This is a genomic window from Massilia eurypsychrophila, assembly GCF_002760655.1.
GTDB lineage: Bacteria > Pseudomonadota > Gammaproteobacteria > Burkholderiales > Burkholderiaceae_D > JAFCUW01.
Map to the genome: position 1 here is coordinate 121,848 of NZ_PDOC01000007.1, position 20,597 is coordinate 142,444.

Annotated in this window: 19 protein-coding genes and 1 pseudogene; 12 read left to right on the plus strand and 8 right to left on the minus strand. The window is 64.6% G+C overall.

Going from position 1 to position 20,597, the window contains the following annotated elements:
- Nucleotides 1-7: 7 nt before the first annotated feature.
- A pseudogene (locus CR105_RS13605) lies at nucleotides 8-292 on the minus strand (cytochrome c oxidase subunit I); the annotation flags it as partial.
- 609 nt (nucleotides 293-901) lie between these two features.
- Between CR105_RS13605 and CR105_RS13615 the strand changes: the two are divergent.
- On the plus strand, nucleotides 902-1,714 hold the full coding sequence (locus tag CR105_RS13615; RefSeq protein ID WP_099789002.1) for a MipA/OmpV family protein: 813 nt from the start codon (nucleotides 902-904) through the stop codon (nucleotides 1,712-1,714).
- 329 nt (nucleotides 1,715-2,043) lie between these two features.
- Here the strand turns inward: CR105_RS13615 and CR105_RS13620 are convergent, their stop codons facing one another.
- From CR105_RS13620 to CR105_RS13635, 4 genes are all read right to left on the minus strand, one after another.
- Complete coding sequence (locus CR105_RS13620; protein ID WP_099789003.1) at nucleotides 2,044-3,210, minus strand: ABC transporter substrate-binding protein; 1,167 nt, start codon at nucleotides 3,208-3,210, stop codon at nucleotides 2,044-2,046.
- A 26-nt stretch (nucleotides 3,211-3,236) separates the two neighbouring features.
- Nucleotides 3,237-5,084, minus strand: a complete 1,848-nt coding sequence (locus CR105_RS13625) for a feruloyl-CoA synthase (RefSeq protein WP_099789004.1) — start codon at nucleotides 5,082-5,084, stop codon at nucleotides 3,237-3,239.
- 12 nt (nucleotides 5,085-5,096) lie between these two features.
- Entirely contained in the window at nucleotides 5,097-6,542 is a 1,446-nt protein-coding gene (locus CR105_RS13630; protein WP_099789005.1) for an aldehyde dehydrogenase, read from the minus strand.
- A 76-nt stretch (nucleotides 6,543-6,618) separates the two neighbouring features.
- Entirely contained in the window at nucleotides 6,619-7,452 is an 834-nt protein-coding gene (locus tag CR105_RS13635; protein WP_099789006.1) for a p-hydroxycinnamoyl CoA hydratase/lyase, read from the minus strand.
- 91 nt (nucleotides 7,453-7,543) lie between these two features.
- Between CR105_RS13635 and CR105_RS13640 the strand changes: the two genes are divergently transcribed.
- Together CR105_RS13640 and CR105_RS13645 are read left to right on the plus strand one after the other, a co-directional pair.
- A complete protein-coding gene (locus CR105_RS13640; RefSeq protein ID WP_099789007.1) occupies nucleotides 7,544-8,011 on the plus strand; it encodes a MarR family winged helix-turn-helix transcriptional regulator in 468 nt (155 codons plus the stop codon).
- A 103-nt stretch (nucleotides 8,012-8,114) separates the two neighbouring features.
- Nucleotides 8,115-9,578, plus strand: coding sequence for a catalase (locus CR105_RS13645; RefSeq protein WP_099789008.1), 1,464 nt, complete (start codon nucleotides 8,115-8,117; stop codon nucleotides 9,576-9,578).
- Between the two features lie 125 nt (nucleotides 9,579-9,703).
- Here CR105_RS13645 and CR105_RS13650 read toward each other — a convergent pair whose 3' ends face one another.
- A complete protein-coding gene (locus tag CR105_RS13650; protein ID WP_099789009.1) occupies nucleotides 9,704-10,879 on the minus strand; it encodes an ABC transporter substrate-binding protein in 1,176 nt (391 codons plus the stop codon).
- A 248-nt stretch (nucleotides 10,880-11,127) separates the two neighbouring features.
- Here CR105_RS13650 and CR105_RS13655 point away from each other — a divergent pair, with 248 nt between their 5' ends.
- Nucleotides 11,128-12,219: a porin gene (locus CR105_RS13655; protein ID WP_099789010.1), complete on the plus strand. Its 1,092-nt coding sequence runs from the start codon at nucleotides 11,128-11,130 to the stop codon at nucleotides 12,217-12,219.
- A gap of 146 nt (nucleotides 12,220-12,365) precedes the next feature.
- Complete coding sequence (locus CR105_RS13660) at nucleotides 12,366-12,818, plus strand: GNAT family N-acetyltransferase (RefSeq protein ID WP_099789011.1); 453 nt, start codon at nucleotides 12,366-12,368, stop codon at nucleotides 12,816-12,818.
- Nucleotides 12,819-13,258: 440 nt separating this feature from the next.
- Here CR105_RS13660 and CR105_RS27800 read toward each other — a convergent pair whose 3' ends face one another.
- Together CR105_RS27800 and CR105_RS13670 are read right to left on the minus strand one after the other, a co-directional pair.
- Nucleotides 13,259-13,465, minus strand: coding sequence for a hypothetical protein (locus CR105_RS27800; protein WP_131021729.1), 207 nt, complete (start codon nucleotides 13,463-13,465; stop codon nucleotides 13,259-13,261).
- Nucleotides 13,466-13,570: 105 nt separating this feature from the next.
- A complete protein-coding gene (locus CR105_RS13670) occupies nucleotides 13,571-14,416 on the minus strand; it encodes an IclR family transcriptional regulator domain-containing protein (protein ID WP_099789013.1) in 846 nt (281 codons plus the stop codon).
- A 210-nt stretch (nucleotides 14,417-14,626) separates the two neighbouring features.
- On the opposite strand from CR105_RS13670, the gene CR105_RS13675 reads away from it, so the two are divergent.
- The 7 genes from CR105_RS13675 (at nucleotide 14,627) to CR105_RS13705 (ending at nucleotide 20,579) form a co-directional block, all read left to right on the plus strand.
- Nucleotides 14,627-15,292 carry a 3-oxoacid CoA-transferase subunit A gene (locus tag CR105_RS13675; protein ID WP_099789014.1) on the plus strand — a complete coding sequence of 222 codons (666 nt, stop codon included), beginning with the start codon at nucleotides 14,627-14,629 and terminating at the stop codon, nucleotides 15,290-15,292.
- A complete protein-coding gene (locus CR105_RS13680) occupies nucleotides 15,289-15,948 on the plus strand; it encodes a CoA transferase subunit B (protein WP_370660683.1) in 660 nt (219 codons plus the stop codon). Before CR105_RS13675 ends, CR105_RS13680 begins: the two co-directional genes overlap by 4 nt.
- Entirely contained in the window at nucleotides 15,945-17,147 is a 1,203-nt protein-coding gene (gene pcaF, locus CR105_RS13685; protein WP_099789015.1) for a 3-oxoadipyl-CoA thiolase, read from the plus strand. The genes CR105_RS13680 and pcaF overlap by 4 nt, the downstream gene beginning before the upstream one ends.
- A gap of 94 nt (nucleotides 17,148-17,241) precedes the next feature.
- Complete coding sequence (locus tag CR105_RS13690) at nucleotides 17,242-18,108, plus strand: branched-chain amino acid ABC transporter permease (protein WP_099789016.1); 867 nt, start codon at nucleotides 17,242-17,244, stop codon at nucleotides 18,106-18,108.
- Nucleotides 18,105-19,115: a branched-chain amino acid ABC transporter permease gene (locus CR105_RS13695; protein ID WP_099789017.1), complete on the plus strand. Its 1,011-nt coding sequence runs from the start codon at nucleotides 18,105-18,107 to the stop codon at nucleotides 19,113-19,115. The genes CR105_RS13690 and CR105_RS13695 overlap by 4 nt, the downstream gene beginning before the upstream one ends.
- Nucleotides 19,112-19,885, plus strand: coding sequence for an ABC transporter ATP-binding protein (locus tag CR105_RS13700; protein WP_099789018.1), 774 nt, complete (start codon nucleotides 19,112-19,114; stop codon nucleotides 19,883-19,885). The genes CR105_RS13695 and CR105_RS13700 overlap by 4 nt, the downstream gene beginning before the upstream one ends.
- Nucleotides 19,878-20,579, plus strand: coding sequence for an ABC transporter ATP-binding protein (locus tag CR105_RS13705; RefSeq protein WP_099789019.1), 702 nt, complete (start codon nucleotides 19,878-19,880; stop codon nucleotides 20,577-20,579). Before CR105_RS13700 ends, CR105_RS13705 begins: the two co-directional genes overlap by 8 nt.
- Nucleotides 20,580-20,597 lie beyond the last annotated feature (18 nt).

Consider the following 20,597-nt stretch of genomic DNA (forward strand, 5'->3'; position numbering starts at 1 on the left):
CTGAGGCCTACTTGACCACCGGCGGCGTTTCGAAGGTGTGGAACGCGGCAGGGCTGGGCACTGTCCACTCCAGCCCCTCGGCGCCGTCCCACGGTTTGGCGGCGGCCCTGGCGCCGCCGCGAATGTTGGGCAGCACGATGAAAAACAGGAAGTACGCCTGCGCCAGGCCGAACAGGAAGGCGCCAACGGACGTGAACGCATGGAAGTCGGTAAATTGCGTCGGGTAGTCGGCATAGCGGCGCGGCATGCCGGCCAGGCCGAGGAAGTGCATCGGGAAGAACGTCAGCCGCCAGCCGTGCGGGTGGTCGTGGCATGGACGTCGGCATGTGCGTCGCTGCGGACAAAGCCGTGCTCGCTGGAGCCTGGAATCGAACTCATGTGTCTCTCCGCGCGACTGGTGGAAGGGTGAACGGCGACTATAGCGGCGGGAGAAACGGGCACGATTGCGCTCCGGTGGCGCTTTGAGCGCGATCAAACTTTGACCGCATCCGACCAGAGCCAGGGATGGATGCGCTGGGCGGCTTGCCACACTGGCCATTGCGTAGCCACCGCGCCGATCGTTGTCTTGCAGACAATGCGGCAAATTTACCGGAACGGCAAATCACGAAGATCCAACTCAAGAAACTCAACGAGCGGGTCTGGTGATTACGGGCGCAGCCAGTGGTATCGGCCTGACGACGGCGCGGATGGCCGCGCAACGCGGCGCCGAAGCGCTCGACCAGCTGGCCGGCGATCACGCTTGACCAGATTCGCGCCGTAGCGGCGCTGCACGCGGAGTGATTGCGGCTGCCGCGTGGAACGGTGCAGCCGGGTCATTCTGATGTCCTGGACAGCCGGGCGACGACAAAACGAAACCTGTTGTATTCTCTACATCACGAATCTCTCCAGACTAGGTAAATCAATGAAGCGCTTCTTATTCTCGTTCGTCGCTCTGCTGGCGGCGGCCGGTGTCGCCAGTGCCCAGCAGTCCGGCGCTCCCACTGACGCTGCCGGTCCATCGCAGGGGCAAGGCGCACGCTGGGCGCTGGGCATCGGCACAGCCGTGTCGAGCAGCGTGTACGCAGGCGAAGACACGCGCGTTATCCCGCTGCCTTTGGTGAGCTATCAGGGCGAGCGCTTTTTCTGGCGTGGCATTAGCGGTGGCGCCCACTTGCTAAGGAGCGGCAGCCTTACAGTCGACGTTATCATCGCCGCACGCATGGACGGCATCGATCGAGACGATTTCGGCGCGGCAGAACTGGCCGCGCGCGGCATCGACCGGGCACGGCTCCAGGATCGCAAACGCGGACTGGACCTGGGCGTCGCGGCCACTTGGCGCGGAGCGTTGGGACAGCTGGAGTTGGAGGTCAGGGGCGATGCAAGCGGCACCAGCGAGGGGTACGAAGCGGGCGTGAAGTACGCTTATCCCTACCAATGGGGTAGCACGCGTGTGTCCCCGCATATCGGCATGGCCCATCTGTCGAAAAAGCTGGCCAACTACTACTACGGTACGCTGCCTGAAGAAGTGGCGCGCGGTGTGATCGACTACAAGCCTGGCAGCGCGACGGTGCCGCGCATCGGCGTCGATGTCATGCACCCCTTCGCTGACCGCTGGGCGTTCATCGGTAACGTCTCATACAAGAAACTGCCGGGTCAGATCTCCAACAGTCCGCTGATAGAGAAGGACACGGACGGCACGCTATCGGCTTTCATCGGCGTCTCGCGCGGTTTCTGACGCCACCCCAACGGCGAGCGAACTCGGGTCCGCCGCCAGAGGTACGTCATGGATATCACAGAATGGCTGGATGGGTTTGATGTCGCAGCGTCCCAGCAGATCGCAATCAGCGCCACAACGCCAGAGTCGCCCCGGCGTGCTCGCCAGCGTGGCGCGAGCCTGGATTACCGACCAGGAAGCCGTCGTACAAACCGGCATAGCGCGACGTTGCGGGCGTGATGGTTCGCGCAGCGTTCTGTCGCTGCGTCGGTATCTGGTTTGTTTGCGTGGAATTCTGGCCGCAGCCGGAGCTACAGACCTATAAGCAGGCAGAACTTGCTGCAGGAAGATCAATTCGGCATGACGTCCTTGAGGACGCCGACCGGCTGGTTAATCAGCTTGCCGTTGACCTTCTTGACTTCGCGGATGTACATGTTCTGGATGATGTCGCGGGTGGCCGGGTCGATGCTGATCGGGCCGCGCGGGCTCTCCCACTTCATGTTCGACAGCACCTGCATCGCCGCGTCGCCGGTGACGTTGCCATTGAGCTTGCGGATCGTTTCGTAGATCATGCCCATCGTGTCGTATGCGGCGACGGTGACGAAGGTCGCCGGCGGACGGTTCGGATTGGCGACGGCGTAGGCCTTCAGGAAGGTCTTGTTGGCTTCGTTGTCGAGCGCGGTCGAGTAGTTCAGCACCGTGATGGCGCCAAGCGCCCGCTCGCCCAGCGACTCGAGGGTAGGGGAGTCGCTCGTCATGTCGCCGACGCCGAGGAACTTGACGCCCGCCTTGTCGAGCCCCTTGTCGCTGAACGCCTTCAGTACGCCGATGCCGTCTTCTGCGCCAGGGGCGAAGAAGAACAGCGCGTCCGGCTTTTCATCCTTGACGCGCTGGATGAACGGCGAGTAGTCGGGATTTGCCAGCGGCACCCGCGACGAGCCGACGATCTTGCCGCCGCCGGCGGTAAAGCCCTTGGTGAAGCGCGCCTCGGCGTCGATGCCGGTGCTGTAGTCGCTGACCAGTGTGTAGACCTTGCCGACCTTGTTTTTTGCGGTCCAGGTGCCGAACGGCTCGGTCATCTGCTGCATCGTCATCGCGGTGCGCAGCATGTACGGCGACTTCGACGTAATGCCGGTGGTGACCGCGTTCATGACGATCATCGGCATCTTGGCCTGGGTAGCGATTGGCGCCACCGCCAGCGCGCTTGGCGTCAGCGAAAAGCCGACCAGGAAGCTGACCTTGTCGCGCGAGACCAGCTCCTGCGCGGCGCGCTTCGACAGTTCGGCGTTGGTGCCGCCGTCGTCGCGGTAGATGATCTCGATCTTCTTGCCGGCCACCTTGTCGCCGTTTTGCTGCAGGAAGGTCTTGATGCCGTCTTCGAACGGCTTGCCGGTATTGGCAAAGGGACCGGTGAGCGCGGCGATGACGCCGATCTTGATCGTATCCTGGGCGTGCGCCAGGTTACTGGCAAACGGCAGGGCAGCCAGCACGACGCAGGCGAGGGTTTTCATTTTCATATCGTCTCCTTTTATAGTTATGCTGGTCATGCCAGCTTTGCTGCGAATATCGTCTGAGCTTCGGTTCCTTCGTACATCGATTCGATCAGCGCCGCGCGCCGTGTCAGCACGGCAGCCTGGTTGACCGACCCCTTGTCGGTCAGCTCGCGCTGGTCGATCGACGGCGGCTCCGCCAGCAGCAGCAGGCGGTCGACCCGCGTAGCCGATCCACTGGCGTCGGCGTTGAGGGCGTCGACCAGCTGCTGGAAAAATGCGCGCACCGGCGCGCTTGCCAGCACGTCGGAAGCGCTTGCGCCGGCCGGCAGGCCTGACAACGCGTGGCAGTTCTCCTGCCGCGGAAAAATCAGCAGACCGATGGCGTCGCGGTCGATGCCGGTGACCACCGCCTCCATCACGTACGGCGCGCCCTGGCTGATGACGCGCGCCCGCAGCGGCCCGACGCTGACGAATGTTCCGGTGCTGAGCTTGAAGTCTTCGGCGATGCGGCCGTCGAACATGAAGCCGAGCTCCGGGTGCTGGTCGTCGGCGAAGCGCAGCGCGTCGCCGGTGCGGTAAAAGCCGTCGTCGTCGAACGCTTCAGCGGTCAGGCCAGGCGCGCGCCAGTAGCCGGGCGTTACATGGGGGCCGTGGAAACGCGCTTCCATCTTGGCGCCGACCGGCACCAGCTTGACCTTGCAGCCAGGCGCGGGAACGCCGACGTAGCCTGCCTTGACGATGGCGCCGGTGCCGAAGGTGCAGGACGGCGACGTCTCGGTCATGCCAAGCCCGGTCATAATGCGGATCGATTCGCCGCAATGGGCCACGGCGATGGCGTCGAGCCGATCCCACGCCGCCTGCGACAGGCCGGCGCCGGCGCAGAAGAACAGCTTCACGCGCGAGAAGAACGTCTCGCGCAGCGCCGCGTCGCGTTCCAGCGCTTCGGTCAGCATCTCCCAGCCTTTCGGGATGTTGAAGTAGATGGTCGGCGCGATCTCGGTCAGGTTGCGCAGCGTGACGGGAAAGTCGCGCGGCATCGGCTTGCCGTCGTCGAGGTACAGCGTGCCGCCGTTATACAGAACGATGCCGACATTGTGGCTGCCGCCGAAGGTGTGGTTCCATGGCAGCCAGTCGAGCAGCACCGGCGCTTCGTCGGCCATGAACGGGAACGTCTGCAGCAGCATCTGCTGGTTACTGCACAACATGCCGTGCGTCGTGATCACCGCCTTCGGCTTTTTGGTCGAGCCGGAGGTGAAGAGGAACTTGGCGATGGTGTCGGGCCTGATGGCGGCGTTGGCCTGGTCGACGCTGCCCGTGCTGGCGCCGAGCAGGCTGGCAAAGCGCGTGACCTCGCGGCCGGAAAAGTCGCCTTCGTCGAGAATGAGTTCGGCGTCGGACGGCAGCACGGCCGACAGCGCGCGCCCGAACGCGGCGCCATCGGTGGCGTACACCGCGCCGGGCGTGAGCTGGGCGATCAGTTCGGCCAGCTTGCCGTAGTCGGTCGCCACCAGCGAGTAAGACGGCGACAACGGCGCGTACGGCACGCCGGCATACATCGCGCCGAGCGCCAGCTGGAAGTGCTGCACGTCGTTACCGGACAAGATCACCAGCGGCCGCTCGGCCGACAGGCCGCGATCGAGCAGCGCCTGGCCGATGCGGCGCGCGCGAGACAGCACGTCGGCATACGACAGGCGGATCCATTCGCCGTCGGCGCCGCGGCGCGCGACCAGCGTGCGCTCCGGATGGGCCGCGGCGCCCTGCACCAGGCGGTCGGTAAAGCGCGCCGGAAAGTCGCCCAGCGGCGTTACGGCGTCGACATGCCAGACGCCGTCGGCCTGCCAGGCGGCGATCTCCGGCTCGCCGAGCCTGACGGGCCGGCGCTTGACGGGTTGGTTCATCGTCCCCCTCCGTCAGATCGGGTAGTGGCGCGGCGTGGTCTGGATGGTGATCCAGCGCAGGTCGGTGAATTCGGCGATCGCCGCCTTGCCGCCGAACCGGCCGTAGCCACTGCCCTTGACGCCGCCGAACGGCATCTGCGCTTCATCGTGCACGGTAGGGCCGTTGATGTGGCAGATGCCCGACTCGATGCGCTGCGCCACCGCCATCGCGCGGCCGATGTCGCGGCTGAAGACCGCCGACGACAGGCCGTATTCGCTGTCGTTGGCGAGGCGGATCGCTTCCTCGTCGGTGTCGAAGCGCAGGATCGACACGATCGGGCCGAACGACTCCTGCTGGTAGATCGCCATGTCGGGCGTGACGCCGTCGACTATCGCCGGCTGCATGATGTTGCCGACCACGCCGGCGCTGGACTGCATCACCGTGGCGCCGCGCTCGCTCGCGTCGTTGACCAGCGCGGCGACGCGGGTTGCCGCCGCCGGATCGACCATGCCGGCCAGCGGCGCGTCGGACGCGGCGGCGCGCAAGGTGGCCGTCTTGGCGGCGAATTTTTCGAGGAAGACCGGCGCGATCTTGCGGTCGACCAGGATGCGGTCGGCCGACATGCAGATCTGGCCCTGGTTGAAGAACGCGCTGAAGGCGGCCGCTTCGACGGCGGCGTCGAGGTCGGCGTCGTCGAGCACCACGACCGGGTTCTTGCCGCCCAATTCGAGCAGCACGGGTTTCAGGTGCAGCGCGCATTGCTGGGCGATGATGCGGCCGACGTGGGTCGAGCCGGTGAAGTTCACGCGGCGCACGGCCGGATGCGCGATCAGGCGCTCGACGACGGCCGCCGCGTCCTGCGGCGCGTTGGTGATGACGTTGACGACGCCCGGCGGGAAGCCGGCTTCGTCGAACACGGCGCCGATCAGGCGGTGCAGCGCCGGGCAGATCTCCGACGCTTTCAGGATGACGGTATTGCCGCACGCGAGCGGCATGGCCAGTGCGCGCGTGCCGAGGATGACCGGCGCATTCCACGGCGCGATGCCGACCACCACGCCGCAAGGCTGGCGCACGCCCATCGCCAGCGAGCCTGGCAGGTCGGACGGAATGACTTCGCCGCTGATCTGGGTCGTCATCGATGCCGCTTCGCGCAGCATGTTGGCCGCCAGCGTCGCGTTGAACTGATACCAGACCGGCGCGCCGCCGGCTTCGGCGACGCCGCGCGCGACGAAGTCGGCGCGGTGGCTCTCCATCACGTCGGCCGCTTTTTGCAGCAGCGCGCGGCGCGCGCCAGGCAGCATCGCCGCCCACGCCGGAAAGGCCCGCTGGGCGGCATCGATGGCGCGGTCGACGTCGGCCAGTTGCGCGGCGGCCGCGCGCGTGGCGACCTCGCCGGTGGCGGGATTGCGCCGCTCGAATACGGCTTCATTGGTGGCGGCATGCGACTCGCCGCCGCTCAGCAGATCGGTATTGAACATCAGAGGTCTCCTCTGTTAATTGGATGATTGGCATGCCGCCGGGGCGGCTGCCGCTTCTATCGTTGGATTGCGTGCTTCAGCTGCGCTTGTACGTCTGCAGGCCCGGCTTGATCGTCTTGTCGTCGAGGAACTGCTTGAGGCCTTCCTTGCGGCCCTTTTCCGGGTCGCGGTAATTCGACTGGTCGGTCTTGGCGTACAGGTAGTCTTCGCCTTGTTCCCACGTCAGTTCGCGCGCGCGCTTGAAGCCCTGCTTAGCATAGCGCAACACGACCGGGTTCTTTGCCAGCAGCTTTTCGGCCAGCGCGATGACGCTCTCGCGCAGCTGGTCTTTCGGCACGCTCTTGTTGATCAGGCCCATTTGCGCCGCCTGCACGCCGGTGAAAGTCTCGCCCGTCATGATGTAGTACAGCGCTTCGCGGTGGCCCATGGTGTCGGCGACCGCCTTGCTGACCAGGTTGCCCGGCGGGATGCCCCAGTTGATTTCCGACAGGCCGAACACGGCGTCATCGGCGGCAATGGCCAGGTCGCAGGCGACCAGCGGCGAGAAGGCGCCGCCGAAGCACCAGCCGTTGACCATCGCGATGGTGGCCTTGCTGTACATGCGCAGCAGTTTCCACTGCCACTGCGAGCAGTCGCGGCGCATGCGTTCCTGCATGATTTCCGGCTTGCCGTCGGTCTCGCGGAAGTATTCCTTCAGGTCCATGCCGGCGGTCCAGGCATCGCCGGCGCCGGTCAGCACGATAACCTGTGCCTCGTCGTCGAGTTCCAGTGTTTCGAGCACGTCAATCATTTCGCGGTTGAGCGTAGGGCTCATCGCGTTGCGTTTCTCGGGCCGGTTCAGGGTAATCCAGCCGATGCCGTTCTCGACATCGACCTTCACGGTTTGCCAGCGCGCTGCATATTTGGACATACAATGTCTCCTCTTGAGTAAGTTTGTTATCAGGCTACCTGATATGCAACTTATACTATACGCACCTGTCCCGCTTTACAAGTTGAATTTTATGGTCCCCGCAAATTTATCCCCATCGCATGACGACGGCGTCAAGCCGCTCGGCCTGGCTTACCTGGTTGGCCGGCTCGATCACGTGCTCAACAAGCGCCTGCGCGATTGCCTGGCGCCGTTCGGCCTGTCGGTGTCGCAGTACACGGCGCTGTCGGTGTTTCGCGCCCAGGGTGCGCTGTCGAATGCGCAGCTGGCGGTACGCACGATGATTTCACCGCAGTCGGCCAACGAAATGGTCAAGACGATGGAAGTGCAGGGCTGGATCGAACGTAATCCCGATCCGACGCACGGCCGCATCATCCAGATCAGCCTGACCGAACGGGGCCAGGCGATCCTGCGCGAGTGCGACGCCAAAGTGAGGGCGGTGGAGATGGTCATGTTTCCCGACATGAAGGACGACGAGCGCGCGCGCCTGCATGCGCAGCTGCGCGCCGCGGTGCGGGCGATGAGCCTTGATGGCATTTAACTCTTCTTAGCCTGTGGCTATTAGTCCAATACACATAATTGCCAGCGACTATTGCCTGCGTGCGTTACTATTGCCAGACTGAAACGCACCCAAAGGAATCATCGTGAACGAGCCTATCCTCACCACCGCCTCCGGCATCCCGGTCGACGACAACCAGAATTCGCTCAGCGCCGGCCCGCGCGGCCCGCTGCTGTTGCAGGACTTTCACCTGATCGAAAAGCTGCAGCGCTTTAACCGCGAGCGCATTCCCGAGCGCGTGGTGCACGCAAAAGGCTCCGGCGCGTTCGGCACCTTCACCGTCACCGAAGACATCACCGCGCTGACCAAGGCGAAGCTGTTTTCCGAGATCGGCAAGAAAACCGAGACGTTCCTGCGCTTCTCCACCGTGGGCGGCGAGCGCGGCAGCGCCGACACCGAGCGCGATCCACGCGGTTTCGCGATGCGCTTTTATACGGAAGAAGGCAACTGGGACCTGGTCGGCAACAACACCCCGGTGTTCTTCATCAAGGACGCCATCAAGTTCCCCGACTTCATCCACACCCAGAAACGCGATCCGCAATCGAACCTGAAGTCGCCCAACATGATGTTCGATTTCTGGAGCAAGGCGCCCGAAAGCCTGCACCAGGTGACGATCCTGTTTTCCGAGCGCGGCACGCCGGACGGCTACCGCCACATGCACGGCTTCGGCAGCCACACCTACAGCATGGTCAACGCCGCCGGCGAGCGCGTGTACGTGAAGTGGCACATCAAGACGCGCCAGGGCGTCAAGAACCTCAGCGCGGACGAGGCCGGGCGCCTGGCGGGCAGCGATCCGGACTACGCGCAGCGCGACCTGTTCAACGCCATTGCAGCCGGCAACTTCCCGCAGTGGGACGTCAAGCTGCAGGTAGCGACCGAGCAGCAACTGGTCGACTGGGAAGCGCGCACCGGCTGGAACCCGTTCGACGTGACCAAGGTCTGGCCGCACGGCGACTTCCCGCTGCGCCTGGTCGGCGTGTTCGAACTGAACCGCAATCCCGACAACTATCACGCTGACGTCGAGCAGGTGGCTTTTTCGCCGGCCAATGCGGTGCCGGGCCTGGGCTACTCGCCCGACAAGATGCTGCAGGGTCGCCTGTTCGGCTATCACGATGCGGCGCTGTACCGGGTTGGCACCAACCACCAGCATCTGCCGGTCAACGCGGCGCGCTGCCCGGTCTACAACCAGCAGCGCGATGGCGAGATGGTGGTCGGCAATGGCGGCGCAGCGCGCAACTACGCCACCGTCGTGGCGGCCGGCTTGCCTGACAGCGGCATGGGCAATGGCGAACCGCCACTCGCCTTGAGCGGGCCTGCCGGACGCTACGATGGCCGCGGCAAGGAAGACGACTTCACCCAGGCGGGCAACTTGTTCCGCTTGATGACGGCGTCGGAAAAGCTGAGCTTGTGCAACAACCTGGCCGGACCGCTGAGCCAGGTCGACGCGGACATTTTGCAGCGCCAACTGGGCCACTTCGACAAGGCCGACCCGGCATACGGCGCCGGCGTGCGCGCGGCGTTGGCCGCGCGTGGCGCCAACGTCGCTTGATGTAACGGCGGCAGCGACGTGCTGCTGCCACTCGCCTTCGCCCATGCCGTAACGTAAAAGCGTCGAACGCTACGGCATCGGCCTGCACCGGGGTCAGACCAGTTGGTCTGACCCCGGTTTTGCGTTTACTTGCCCGGATCTTTGACGTCGGTGAACTTGTCGAACTCGACGTTGTAGAGTTCGCCGCCGACCTGCTCGACCTTGCGCACATACACCGTCTGCACGACGTCGCGGGTGGCCGGATCGATCATGATCGGGCCGCGCGGGCTGTTCAGCTTCATCCCCTTCAGCACTGCCATCGCCTTGTCGCCGTCGATATTGCCGTTCAGCTTGCGCGCTACTTCGTAGATCGCCGCCATGCCGTCGTACGCGCCGACGGCCATGAAGTTCGGCCGCCCGCCGCTTGGGTTGGCGCTGGCGAAGCTCTTCAGGAACGCCGCATTCTCAGGCGATTTGTGCGCCGCCGAATAGTGGAACGTGGTGATCACGCCCAGGGTTGCCGGGCCCATCGCCGGCAGCACGTGATCGTCCGTCAGGTCGCCGGTGCCGATGACCTTGATGCCGGCTTCGGCCAGGCCGCGCTCGCGGTAGCCCTTCATGAACGCGATGCTCTGCTCGCCGGCCGGCACGAACACGAACACCGCATCCGGCTTGGCATCCTTGATGCGCTGGATGAACGGCGAGAAATCGGGATTCTTCAGCGGTACGCGGATCGCCTCGGTCACGGTGCCGCCGCCTTTTACCAGCGTCTCCTTGAACGCGGTTTCGGCATCGATGCCGGGACCGTAGTCGGCCACCAGCGTGACCACTTTGCGGATGTTGTTCTTGCTCGCCCAGGTGCCCATCGGCGCCGAAATTTGCGGCAGCGTCATCGAGAAGCGCGCGATGTAGTTCGACTTGGTGGTGATGACCGACGTCGCCGCATTCATGATGATCATCGGCGTCTTCGACTGCTCGGCAATCGGCGCGACCGCCATCGCTTCCGGCGTCAGGCCGAAGCCGGCCAGGAAATCGACCTTCTCGCGCACCACCAGTTCCTGCGCCAGGCGCTTGGCCACTTCCGGCGCCGGGCCGGTGGTGTCCTTCATGATGATCTGGATCTTCTTGCCGCCGACGGTGTCGCCATGCAACGCCATGTACGCCTTGATGCCGCCTTCCATCTGCTTGCCGTAGTCGGCGAACGGGCCGGAGAACGGCGCGATCAAGCCGACCTTGATGGTGTCCTGCGCCTGCGCCAGCGGCGCGCCGAGCATCGTCGCTGCAGCCAGCGCTGCCAGTGCCGCGGTGTTTTTGATTGTCATTTCTGTCTCCGGTGTGTTTGATTTGGGGCGCGCGGCGCCTGCCAATCGAAACCGGCATGCATTGTCGCGCGCGGACGACACTGTCTCATGAACTAACGGAACTGTGTTCTTGACAATGCGTCGCGGTAACAATAGTATCCAATCAGCGTTCGATAAACAACCGATTGTTCGATTACCGCACAAACAATTTGGTAACTAATATCCTGCTTCAGCAGGGCCCAGTTCTACAACCCGGAGGAGACAACACAATGAATAACACGATTCGCAGCGCTTGCGCCTTGCTTTGCGGCCTGTGCGCAAGTGCGGCCATGGCCCAGAGTTCGGTGACCGTATACGGCATCGTCGACAGCGGCCTGGTCTACACCACCAACATCAACGCGGCGGGCGACAATATCCTCAAGATGCCTTCGCTGACCAGCTCGTTCCCGTCGCGCATCGGCTTTCGCGGCACCGAAGACCTGGGCAACGGCCTGCAGGCGTTCTTCGTGCTGGAAAACGGCTTCGGCCTCGACAGCGGCGCCATCGGCCAGGGCAACCGCCTGTTCGGCCGCCAGGCCAACGTCGGCCTGAAAGGCGCCTTCGGCACCTTCACGCTGGGCCGCCAGAACAACATGACCTACCTGGCGCCGCAGAAGGCCGACGTGCTCGGACCGAACCTGTTCGCCATCGGCAGCATCGACGGCTACCTGCCGAACTCGCGCAGCGACAACGCCATCGGCTACCTCGGCGTATTTTCGGGCGTGACCGTGGGCGCCACCTACAGCACCGGCCGCGATACTTCCGCCGCCGGCGGACCTGCCGCCACCAACTGCGCCGGCGAAGTGGCCGGCAACTCGAAAGCCTGCCGCCAGGTCACCGGCATGCTCGCTTACGACACCAAGGCATTCGGCGTCAGCGCCTCGTACGACGTTTTGTACGGCAACACCGGTGCAGCAGGCGGGCTCTCCAGCAGCGCCAACACCGACAAGCGCACCACGCTGAACGGTTACGCCATGCTGGGCGCCACCAAGCTCGGCGCCGGCATCATCGCGCGCGAGCTCAATGCCGTCACCGGTCCCTCCGATTCGAACCTGTATTACTTCGGCGTGAGCCACCCGCTGACGCCGGCGGTGGTGATCGACGCCCAGGTCGCAAAGCGCGACACCAAGGACAGCCCGAACGACGTCACCTTCATGGCCGCGCGCGCGACCTACAACTTCTCCCGTCGCACCGCAGTGTACGCTGCGATTGGCCAGATGAAGAACAAGGGTACGTCGGCAGTGGCGCTGGATGCCGGCGGCACGGTTGGTGCGGGCAAGACGCAAAATGGCTTGATGGGCGGCTTGCGCCACATGTTCTAAGCGTTGATGAAAAAAAAGGCGGCTTCGGCCGCTTTTTTTTGGTCTGGCATCGTCAGGTATCGAGCGGCCGCCCCGCCGGTTGCCGGCGCCTGGGCAAGGCAGTGATAAACTGTTTCAATCCCCCACAACGATAGCGGAAGCGGCTCATGCAGATTGCATTCGAAACCCCAGATCAACCTGATGTACACGAATTGATCGGTGAACTGGATGCATACTTGTATTCGCTTTATCCGCCCGAAAACGTCTACGCGCTGGACATGGCATCGCTGCTCGATCCTAGTGTCCTGTTTGCGGTAGTTCGCACTACCGACGGCGCGCCGATAGGCTGTGGCGCCATCGTCATCAAGCCGGAATATGGCGAAATCAAACGGATGTATGTGCGCCCGACGGCACGTGGCAAGGGAGTCGCGCGCAGGCTGATCGAAAGCCTGGAAGCGAAAGCAGAGCAGCAAGGATGCCGCACTTTCATGCTGGAGACGGGCCCGACGATGCGTGAAGCGCTCATCCTGTATGAGCGCCTGGGTTACCAGTGCCGCGGGCCGTTTGGAGATTATCCGGAGGATCCGCTTTCGGTGTTCATGCAGAAGGGTGCAAGCTAAGGGTGACAGATGCGTTACATGACTATTTCATGTTGCCCCATTCTTATTTTCATAAGCAGGTAAGTATGATTGAAGACTTCGGCCTGCACGACGCCACGTTAGTTTCGGTTCACTTCGTATGGGTAGATGGCACATGCATCCTGACGGTCAGGCACAGTCAGTTATCAGACTGCATGCTGACGTTCTCGGGTGTCTCGAGGGTCACGTTGCCGCGCACTTACCCATGGGGACGATCCCAGTCAATCAACTCGGCGTGCCAACCAAAGGCTGGGCAGTACGAAATCGAGATGCAATCGGGTGATGTACTAGAAATTCATGCGTGCCAGGTAAAGCTCACCGTCATTTCATAAGGGCCGCGGGGCAACTGTCGTACTTCTAGCAACACACCAGCGGGATTCACTGCCGGTAGAGTGATTGGGTTGAATCCTTGCGCTGCAAGCTTAAGGACGGAAGAACATCAGAACGCTGGCCACCGCACCTGTTGACGACTCAAAACAAGCGGACAGAAATGAAAATGTGCCTACGCAGGCAATCAGCACCCACTGCCAGGTGGTGACAGCCGACCCGGAAAAATACAAGGCTGCACCTAACGCAAACGCGCCCAGTGCTAAAACTAGCAGTAGGCCGTGCGCGAGGAAACTGGCCATTGGGTGGATCTCTGATGACATCGGTGAACCCTTTCATCTAGCTGGGCTTTACTACGCTAAAGCAGCGTCCCGAATAATGGTCGTTGGAACAACTATCGGCCAACCTTAGGGCAGCAGTATCGACAGCTCCTGCGCCCCACGCTGCAGCACCGGCAAAAACTCCGTCTCCATCTGCGTTGTGCTCACGCGCGCCGCCTGCGCGCCAACGTTCAGTGCCGCCAGCACCTTGCCCGACGCGCCGCGCACCGGCACCGCGATCGAGCGCAGTCCCAGTTCCAGCTCCTCGTCATTGATCGCGTAACCCTGCTGCCGCACGCCGGCGAGAATCTCGCGCAGGCGTTTTTGCGACACCACCGTGCGCTCGGTCATCGGCCGCAGCTTGGTGCGGGCGAAGTAGGCGTCCAGTTCATCGGGCTCGAGATGGGCCAGCATCACGCGCCCTAACGAAGTGCAGTAGGCCGGCAGCCGGCTGCCGGCATTGAGCGCCACCGACATCACGCGCGACGTCGCCGAGCGGGCGATGTACAGCACCTCGCTGTCGTCGAGCACCGCCAGCGAACACGATTCGTTGAGCGCGCGGCTGACGTTATTCAGGTAAGGCTGCGACGACACCGCCAGCGGCGTAGACGACAGATACGAGTAGCCGAGCGTGAGCACTTTTGGGCGCAGCGAAAAATTGTTCATCTCCGCCTCGGCGTAACCGAGCTGCTTGAGCGTGTGCAGGCAGCGCCGCACGGCCGCGCGCGGGATGCCGGTCTTCTGGCTGATCTGGGCGATCGTCAGCGCGCGCCGCGAATCGCTGAACGCGCGCAGCACCGCCAGGCCGCGCGCCAGCGACGTCATGAAGCTCGGATCGGTCAGCGCATCGATCTCTTCGGCGATGCTGCGCTCGGGCGCATCGGCCACCGTCGCCGGTGTGGCCGCTGCTGGTTTGGGGGTTGTCTTGGCCATGTGCTTGTCAGAGTCCTTGCGGGCGCCGCCTTGCCGCGCCAGTGGGCGTGATTCTAGTCGAGTGGCCGCCGTTTGTGTTCATCGCATGTTTCGCTTGACCGCGGCGGGGGCGGTTCGCTACACTTCATTTGTGCGGTAGTAAAACATTAGTTCGATTATCGAACACATTTCGACGATTTACAAGCGAACACTTAATAGAAGAGACAACTCGTGATCGACAAGACCTATGAATCCCTTGAGCGCGCCGTGGCCGACGTGCCCGACGGCGCCACCGTCATGATCGGCGGCTTCGGCAACGCCGGCATGCCGTCCGCGCTGATCGACGCGCTCATCGCGCAGGGCGCGCGCGACCTCACCATCGTCAACAACAACGCCGGCAATGGCGAGACCGGCCTGGCCGCGCTGCTCAAGGCCAGGCGCGTGCGCAAGATCATCTGCTCGTTCCCGCGCCAGGCCGATTCGCAGGTGTTCGATGCGCTGTACCGCGCCGGCGAGATCGAACTCGAACTGACCCCACAGGGCAACCTGGCCGAGCGCATTCGCGCCGCCGGCGCCGGCATCGGCGGCTTCTTCACGCCGACCGGCTACGGCACCCTGCTCGCCGAAGGCAAGGAGACGCGCCTCATCGACGGCCGCCACTACGTGCTCGAGTCTCCCATCCACGCCGACTTCGCGCTGATCAAGGCGCACCGCGGCGACCGCTGGGGCAACCTGGTGTACCGCAAGACGGCGCGCAATTTCGGCCCCATCATGGCGGCCGCCGCAAAAATCACCGTCGCGCAGGTGCGCGAAGTAGTGGCGTTGGGCGAACTCGATCCGGAAGCGATCGTCACGCCCGGAATTTTCGTTCAACGTGTCGTCCGGGAGGCTGTGTGATCGTTCCTTTTACGCGTGACCAGATCGCCGCCCGCGTGGCGCAAGATATCCCCGAAGGCGCCTACGTCAACCTCGGCATCGGCCTGCCGACCAAGGTCGCCAACTACCTGCCGGCCGACCGCGAGATCTTCCTGCACAGCGAAAACGGCCTGCTCGGCATGGGCCCTGCGCCGGCGCCCGGCGAAGAAGACGAAGACCTGATCAACGCCGGCAAGCAGCCGGTCACCCTGCTCACCGGCGGCGCCTACTTCCACCACGCCGACGCGTTCGCGATGATGCGCGGCGGGCACCTCGACATCTGCGTGCTCGGCGCCTTTCAGGTCTCCGCCAACGGCGACCTGGCCAACTGGCACACCGGCGCGCCGGACGCCATTCCCGCCGTCGGCGGCGCCATGGACCTGGCCCTCGGCGCGCGCCAGGTGTTCGTGATGATGGACCACCAGACCAAGACGGGCGAAAGCAAGATCGTCGACCAGTGCAGCTATCCGCTGACGGCCGTTGCCTGCGTCAGCCGCATCTACACCGACCTGGCCGTGCTCGACATCACGCCGGCCGGCCTGGCGGTGCGTGAAATGGCGCCCGGCCTCGACTTCGCCGAACTGCAGTCGCGCACCGGCGCCACATTAATCAAACAAGCACCTGGAGCACAGCCATGAACGACGCCTTTATCTGCGACGCCATCCGCACCCCGATCGGCCGCTACGGCGGTGCGCTGAAAGACATCCGCGCCGACGACCTGGGCGCGCTGCCGCTGCGCGAACTGATGCGCCGCAATCCTGGCGTCGACTGGAGCGCCATCGACGACGTCATTTACGGCTGCGCCAACCAGGCCGGCGAAGACAACCGCAACGTCGCGCGCATGTCGGCGCTGCTGGCCGGCCTGCCGCAGGATGTGCCCGGGTCGACCGTCAACCGCCTGTGCGGCTCCGGCATGGACGCTGTTGGTTCGGCGGCGCGCGCAATCCGCGCCGGCGACTGCGACCTGATGATCGCCGGCGGCGTCGAGTCGATGACGCGCGCGCCTTTCGTCATGGGCAAGGCCGACACGGCATTTTCGCGCCAGGCTGCCATCTACGACACCACCATCGGCTGGCGCTTTGTCAACCCGCTGATGAAGAAGATGTACGGCACCGACGCGATGCCGGAGACGGCCGAAAACGTCGCCGAGGAGTTTTCCATCAGCCGCGCCGACCAGGACCTGTTCGCGTTCAACAGCCAGACCAAGGCCGCGCGCGCGCAGAAGGACGGCATCCTGGCGCAGGAGATTGTCGCGGTGCAGCTGGCCCAGAAGAAGGGCGACCCGATCATTTTCGAACACGACGAGCATCCGCGCCTGTCCGCCATGGAAGCGCTGGCCAAGCTCAAAGGCGTCGTGCGCCCTGACGGCAGCGTCACCGCGGCCAATGCGTCGGGCGTCAACGATGGCGCCTGCGCCTTGCTGCTGGCCAGCGCCGCCGCGGCCGATCGCCACGGCCTGACGCCTAAGGCGCGCATCGTCGGCATGGCCACCACCGGCGTGGCGCCGCGCGTGATGGGCATCGGCCCGGCGCCGGCCACCCAGAAGCTGCTGGCGCGTCTCGGCATGACGCTCGACCAGATGGACGTGATCGAACTGAACGAAGCGTTTGCCTCGCAGGGCCTGGCGGTGATGCGCATGCTCGGCCTGCGCGACGACGACGCCCGCGTCAACCCGAACGGCGGCGCGATCGCGCTGGGCCACCCGCTCGGAATGAGCGGCGCGCGGCTGGTCACCACGGCGATGTACCAGCTGCATCGCAGCGGCGGCCGCTACGCCCTGTGCACGATGTGCATCGGCGTGGGGCAGGGCATCGCCATCGTCATCGAACGCGTTTGATCCGCCGCTGGCGGAAATAATAGACATACAAAAGAAGAGAAGGAGACAGCAATGACAATCACACTCGCGTCACGCGCAAGGGGAGGGCCCGGCCATGCTAGGTAACTTCATCGGCGTGCTGTTCGACGGCATCGCCTACGGCAGCCTGCTGTTCCTCATCAGCGTGGGCCTGTCGGTCACGATGGGCATGATGAACTTCATCAACCTGGCGCACGGCGCCTTCGCCATGTTGGGCGGCTACGTCAGCGTCATGCTGCTGTCGCGCCTTGGCGTGCCGTTCATCGCCACGCTGCCGCTGGCGTTCATCGCCGCCGCGCTGGTCGGCTTCGTGCTCGAGCGCCTGCTGTACCGGCGCCTGTACAAGGCCAGCCATCTCGACCAGGTGCTGTTCTCGATTGGCCTGACCTTCATGGCGGTCGCGGGCGCTACCTTCTTCTTCGGCCCGACCCAGCAACCGGTGGTGCTGCCAGACTGGCTGCGCGGCCAGGTGCCGCTGTTCGGCATGGACGTCGGCGCCTACCGCCTGTTCCTGATCGGCGTCGTCGTGCTGGTGACAATCGCACTCGGCCTGCTGATCGAGCGCACCCGCTTCGGCGCGCAGATCCGCGCGTCGGTCGACAACCAGACCGCCGCCGCCGGCCTTGGCATCAACGTCAGCCGCGTGTTCAGCCTGACGTTCGCGCTCGGCTCCGGCCTCGCCGGCCTTGGCGGCGGCCTCGGCATCGACGTGCTGGGGCTCGACCCGACCTTCCCGGTCAAGTACATGGTGTACTTCCTGCTGGTGGTGGCCGTCGGCGGCGCCGGTACCATCAAGGGCCCGCTGCTCGCCGCGATCATCCTCGGCGTGTTCGACGTGGCCGGCAAATACTACGTGCCGCAGGTTGGCGCCTTCGTCATCTACGGCCTGATGGTCGTGCTGCTGATCGCCTTCCCCGCTGGCCTGATCCGGAGGAAAGCATGAGCATCATGAATGAAGCACCGGTGTCGGCGAAGTTGGCCGCGCCTGTACCGCGGCTGGCCAACGGCCGCTGGTCGGCACTCGAAATCGCCTTCTGGCTGCTGCCCGTCGCGGCGTACTTTGCCTTTACCGGCTACCTGGTTTTGATCAGCCAGATCATGATCGTCGCGCTGTTCGCGCTGTCGCTCGACCTGATTCTCGGCTACGCCGGCATCGTCTCGCTCGGCCACGCCGCGTTCTTCGGCCTCGGCGCCTACACCGCCGGCCTGCTGGCGGTGCACGGCTGGGGCGAGCCGATCAGCGGCCTGCTGGCGGCTGCGGCGGTGGCCGCGCTGTTCGGCTATATCACCGGCTTCCTGGTGGTGCGCGGCCAGGACCTGACGCGCCTGATGGTCACGCTCGGCATCGGTCTGATGCTGTTCGAAGCGGCCAACAAGGCCGCCTTCATCACCGGCGGCGTCGACGGCCTGTCCGGCATGATGGTCGGCAAGCTGTTCGGCGTGTTCGAGTTCGACCTGGAAGGCAAGACGGCGTACGTGTACAGCTTCGTTGTCCTGTTCCTGCTGTTCGTCGTCATCCGGCGCCTGGTGCAGTCGCCGTTTGGCCTCAGTCTGGTCGGCATCCGCGAAGGTGGACGGCGCATGCCGGCCATCGGCGTCGACGTCAACCGCCGGCTGCGCGCGATATTTACCGTCAGCGCGGCGGTCGCCGGCGTGGCCGGCGCCTTGCTGGCGCAGACCACCCAGTTCGTCGGGCTCGATGTGCTGAGCTTTCCGCGCTCGGCCGAACTGCTGATCATCCTGGTCCTGGGCGGCACCGGCCGCCTGTACGGCGCGCTGATCGGCGCAATCGTTTTCATGGTGGCGCAGGATTATATCGCCGGCCTCAATCCCGCCTACTGGCAGTTCTACATCGGCCTGCTGCTGGTGCTGATCGTGCTGTTCGCGCGCGGCGGCGTCCTTGGCGGCCTCGATCGCCTCAAGCAGTTGTTCGTCAAGGAGAAAGCATGAATCCCGCCTCCAATCCGGGCGCGCAGACGCTGCGCACCGAGGCGCTGTCGAAAAGCTTCGGCAGCTTCGCCGCCAACAGCGACGTCAGCCTGGCGTTCCAGCCGGGTGCGCGCCATGCGCTGATCGGTCCGAACGGCGCCGGCAAGACCACCTTCATCAACCTGCTGACGGGCGGCCTGGCGCCGACCGCCGGCAAGGTCTGGATGGGCGACACCGACATCACCCACCTGGCGCAGCACGAACGCGTCAAGCTGGGCATGACGCGCACCTTCCAGATCAACACCCTGTTCGCCGGCATGACGGTGCTCGAGTCGGTGGTGCTGGCGGTAAGCGAGCGGCGCGGCCTGCAGGGCGTCTGGTACAAGACCGTGGCCAGCCACCAGGACGTGGTCGACGAGGCGATGGCGCTGCTGGCGACGCTGAAGCTGACGGCGGAAGCTAACACCGTCACGCGCAGCATGGCGTACGGTAAGCAGCGGCTGGTGGAAATCGCGCTGGCGCTGGCGACCCAACCGTCGATCCTGCTGCTCGACGAGCCGGCCGCCGGCATCCCGTCGGCCGAAAGCAAGGAGCTGTTCGAGGTGATCGCCCAGCTGCCGCGCGACGTCACGGTGGTGTTCATCGAACACGACATGGGACTGGTGTTCCGATTCGCCGACCGCATCACGGTCATGGTGGGCGGCAAAGTGCTGACCGAGGGGACGCCTGCCGAAATCTCGGCCGATCCGCGCGTCAAGGAAGTCTATCTGGGGGAGGCCGAACATGCGTGAGTTGCTGGCAGTGGAGAAGGTCAGCGCCGGCTATGGCGAATCGATCGTGCTCGAAGACGTGTCGTTCGCGATGAACGAGGGCGACAGCCTGGCGCTGCTGGGCCGAAACGGCGTCGGCAAAACCAGCCTGCTGGTGACGCTGATGGGCATTACGCGCCTGCACCGCGGCGCGATCCGCTGGGACGGCGGCGACCTGGCCAAGGTGCCGACCTGGAAGCGCTCGCGCGCGGGCCTGGGCTGGGTGCCGCAGGAGCGCCACATGTTCCCGACCTTGACGGTGGAAGAGCACCTGACGGTGGTGGCGCGTCCCGGTCCGTGGACGCTGCAGAAGGTCTACGAAGTTTTCCCGCGTTTGCTGGAGCGGCGCCAGAACATGGGCAACGAACTCTCCGGCGGCGAGCAGCAAATGCTGGCGATCGCGCGCGCGTTGATGACGAACCCGCGCATCCTGCTGCTCGACGAGCCGATGGAGGGCCTGGCGCCGATCATCGTGCAGGAGCTGGTGCGCGTGGTGCGGCGCCTGGTGAAGGACGAAGGCATGTCGGTCATCGTGGTCGAGCAGCACGCGCGCCTGGCGCTGTCGCTGACCGAGCGCGCCATTGTGCTCGACCGCGGCCGCATCGTACACGACTCCGACAGCGCCAGCTTGCTAGCCGACGGCGACAAACTCGATCGCCTGGTCTCGGTGGCATAACAGCAGCAGCAGCAGGGG

Bases quoted from the DNA above. Each gene is read 5' to 3' on its own strand.
- CR105_RS13615 (WP_099789002.1), top strand. From the start codon at position 902: ATGAAGCGCTTCTTATTCTCGTTCGTCGCTCTGCTGGCGGCGGCCGGT.
- CR105_RS13620 (WP_099789003.1), bottom strand. From the start codon at position 3,210: ATGAAAATGAAAACCCTCGCCTGCGTCGTGCTGGCTGCCCTGCCGTTT.
- CR105_RS13625 (WP_099789004.1), bottom strand. From the start codon at position 5,084: ATGAACCAACCCGTCAAGCGCCGGCCCGTCAGGCTCGGCGAGCCGGAG.
- CR105_RS13630 (WP_099789005.1), bottom strand. From the start codon at position 6,542: ATGTTCAATACCGATCTGCTGAGCGGCGGCGAGTCGCATGCCGCCACC.
- CR105_RS13635 (WP_099789006.1), bottom strand. From the start codon at position 7,452: ATGTCCAAATATGCAGCGCGCTGGCAAACCGTGAAGGTCGATGTCGAG.
- CR105_RS13640 (WP_099789007.1), top strand. From the start codon at position 7,544: ATGGTCCCCGCAAATTTATCCCCATCGCATGACGACGGCGTCAAGCCG.
- CR105_RS13650 (WP_099789009.1), bottom strand. From the start codon at position 10,879: ATGACAATCAAAAACACCGCGGCACTGGCAGCGCTGGCTGCAGCGACG.
- CR105_RS13655 (WP_099789010.1), top strand. From the start codon at position 11,128: ATGAATAACACGATTCGCAGCGCTTGCGCCTTGCTTTGCGGCCTGTGC.
- CR105_RS13660 (WP_099789011.1), top strand. From the start codon at position 12,366: ATGCAGATTGCATTCGAAACCCCAGATCAACCTGATGTACACGAATTG.
- CR105_RS27800 (WP_131021729.1), bottom strand. From the start codon at position 13,465: ATGGCCAGTTTCCTCGCGCACGGCCTACTGCTAGTTTTAGCACTGGGC.
- CR105_RS13670 (WP_099789013.1), bottom strand. From the start codon at position 14,416: ATGGCCAAGACAACCCCCAAACCAGCAGCGGCCACACCGGCGACGGTG.
- pcaF (WP_099789015.1), top strand. From the start codon at position 15,945: ATGAACGACGCCTTTATCTGCGACGCCATCCGCACCCCGATCGGCCGC.
- CR105_RS13690 (WP_099789016.1), top strand. From the start codon at position 17,242: ATGCTAGGTAACTTCATCGGCGTGCTGTTCGACGGCATCGCCTACGGC.
- CR105_RS13695 (WP_099789017.1), top strand. From the start codon at position 18,105: ATGAGCATCATGAATGAAGCACCGGTGTCGGCGAAGTTGGCCGCGCCT.
- CR105_RS13700 (WP_099789018.1), top strand. From the start codon at position 19,112: ATGAATCCCGCCTCCAATCCGGGCGCGCAGACGCTGCGCACCGAGGCG.
- CR105_RS13705 (WP_099789019.1), top strand. From the start codon at position 19,878: ATGCGTGAGTTGCTGGCAGTGGAGAAGGTCAGCGCCGGCTATGGCGAA.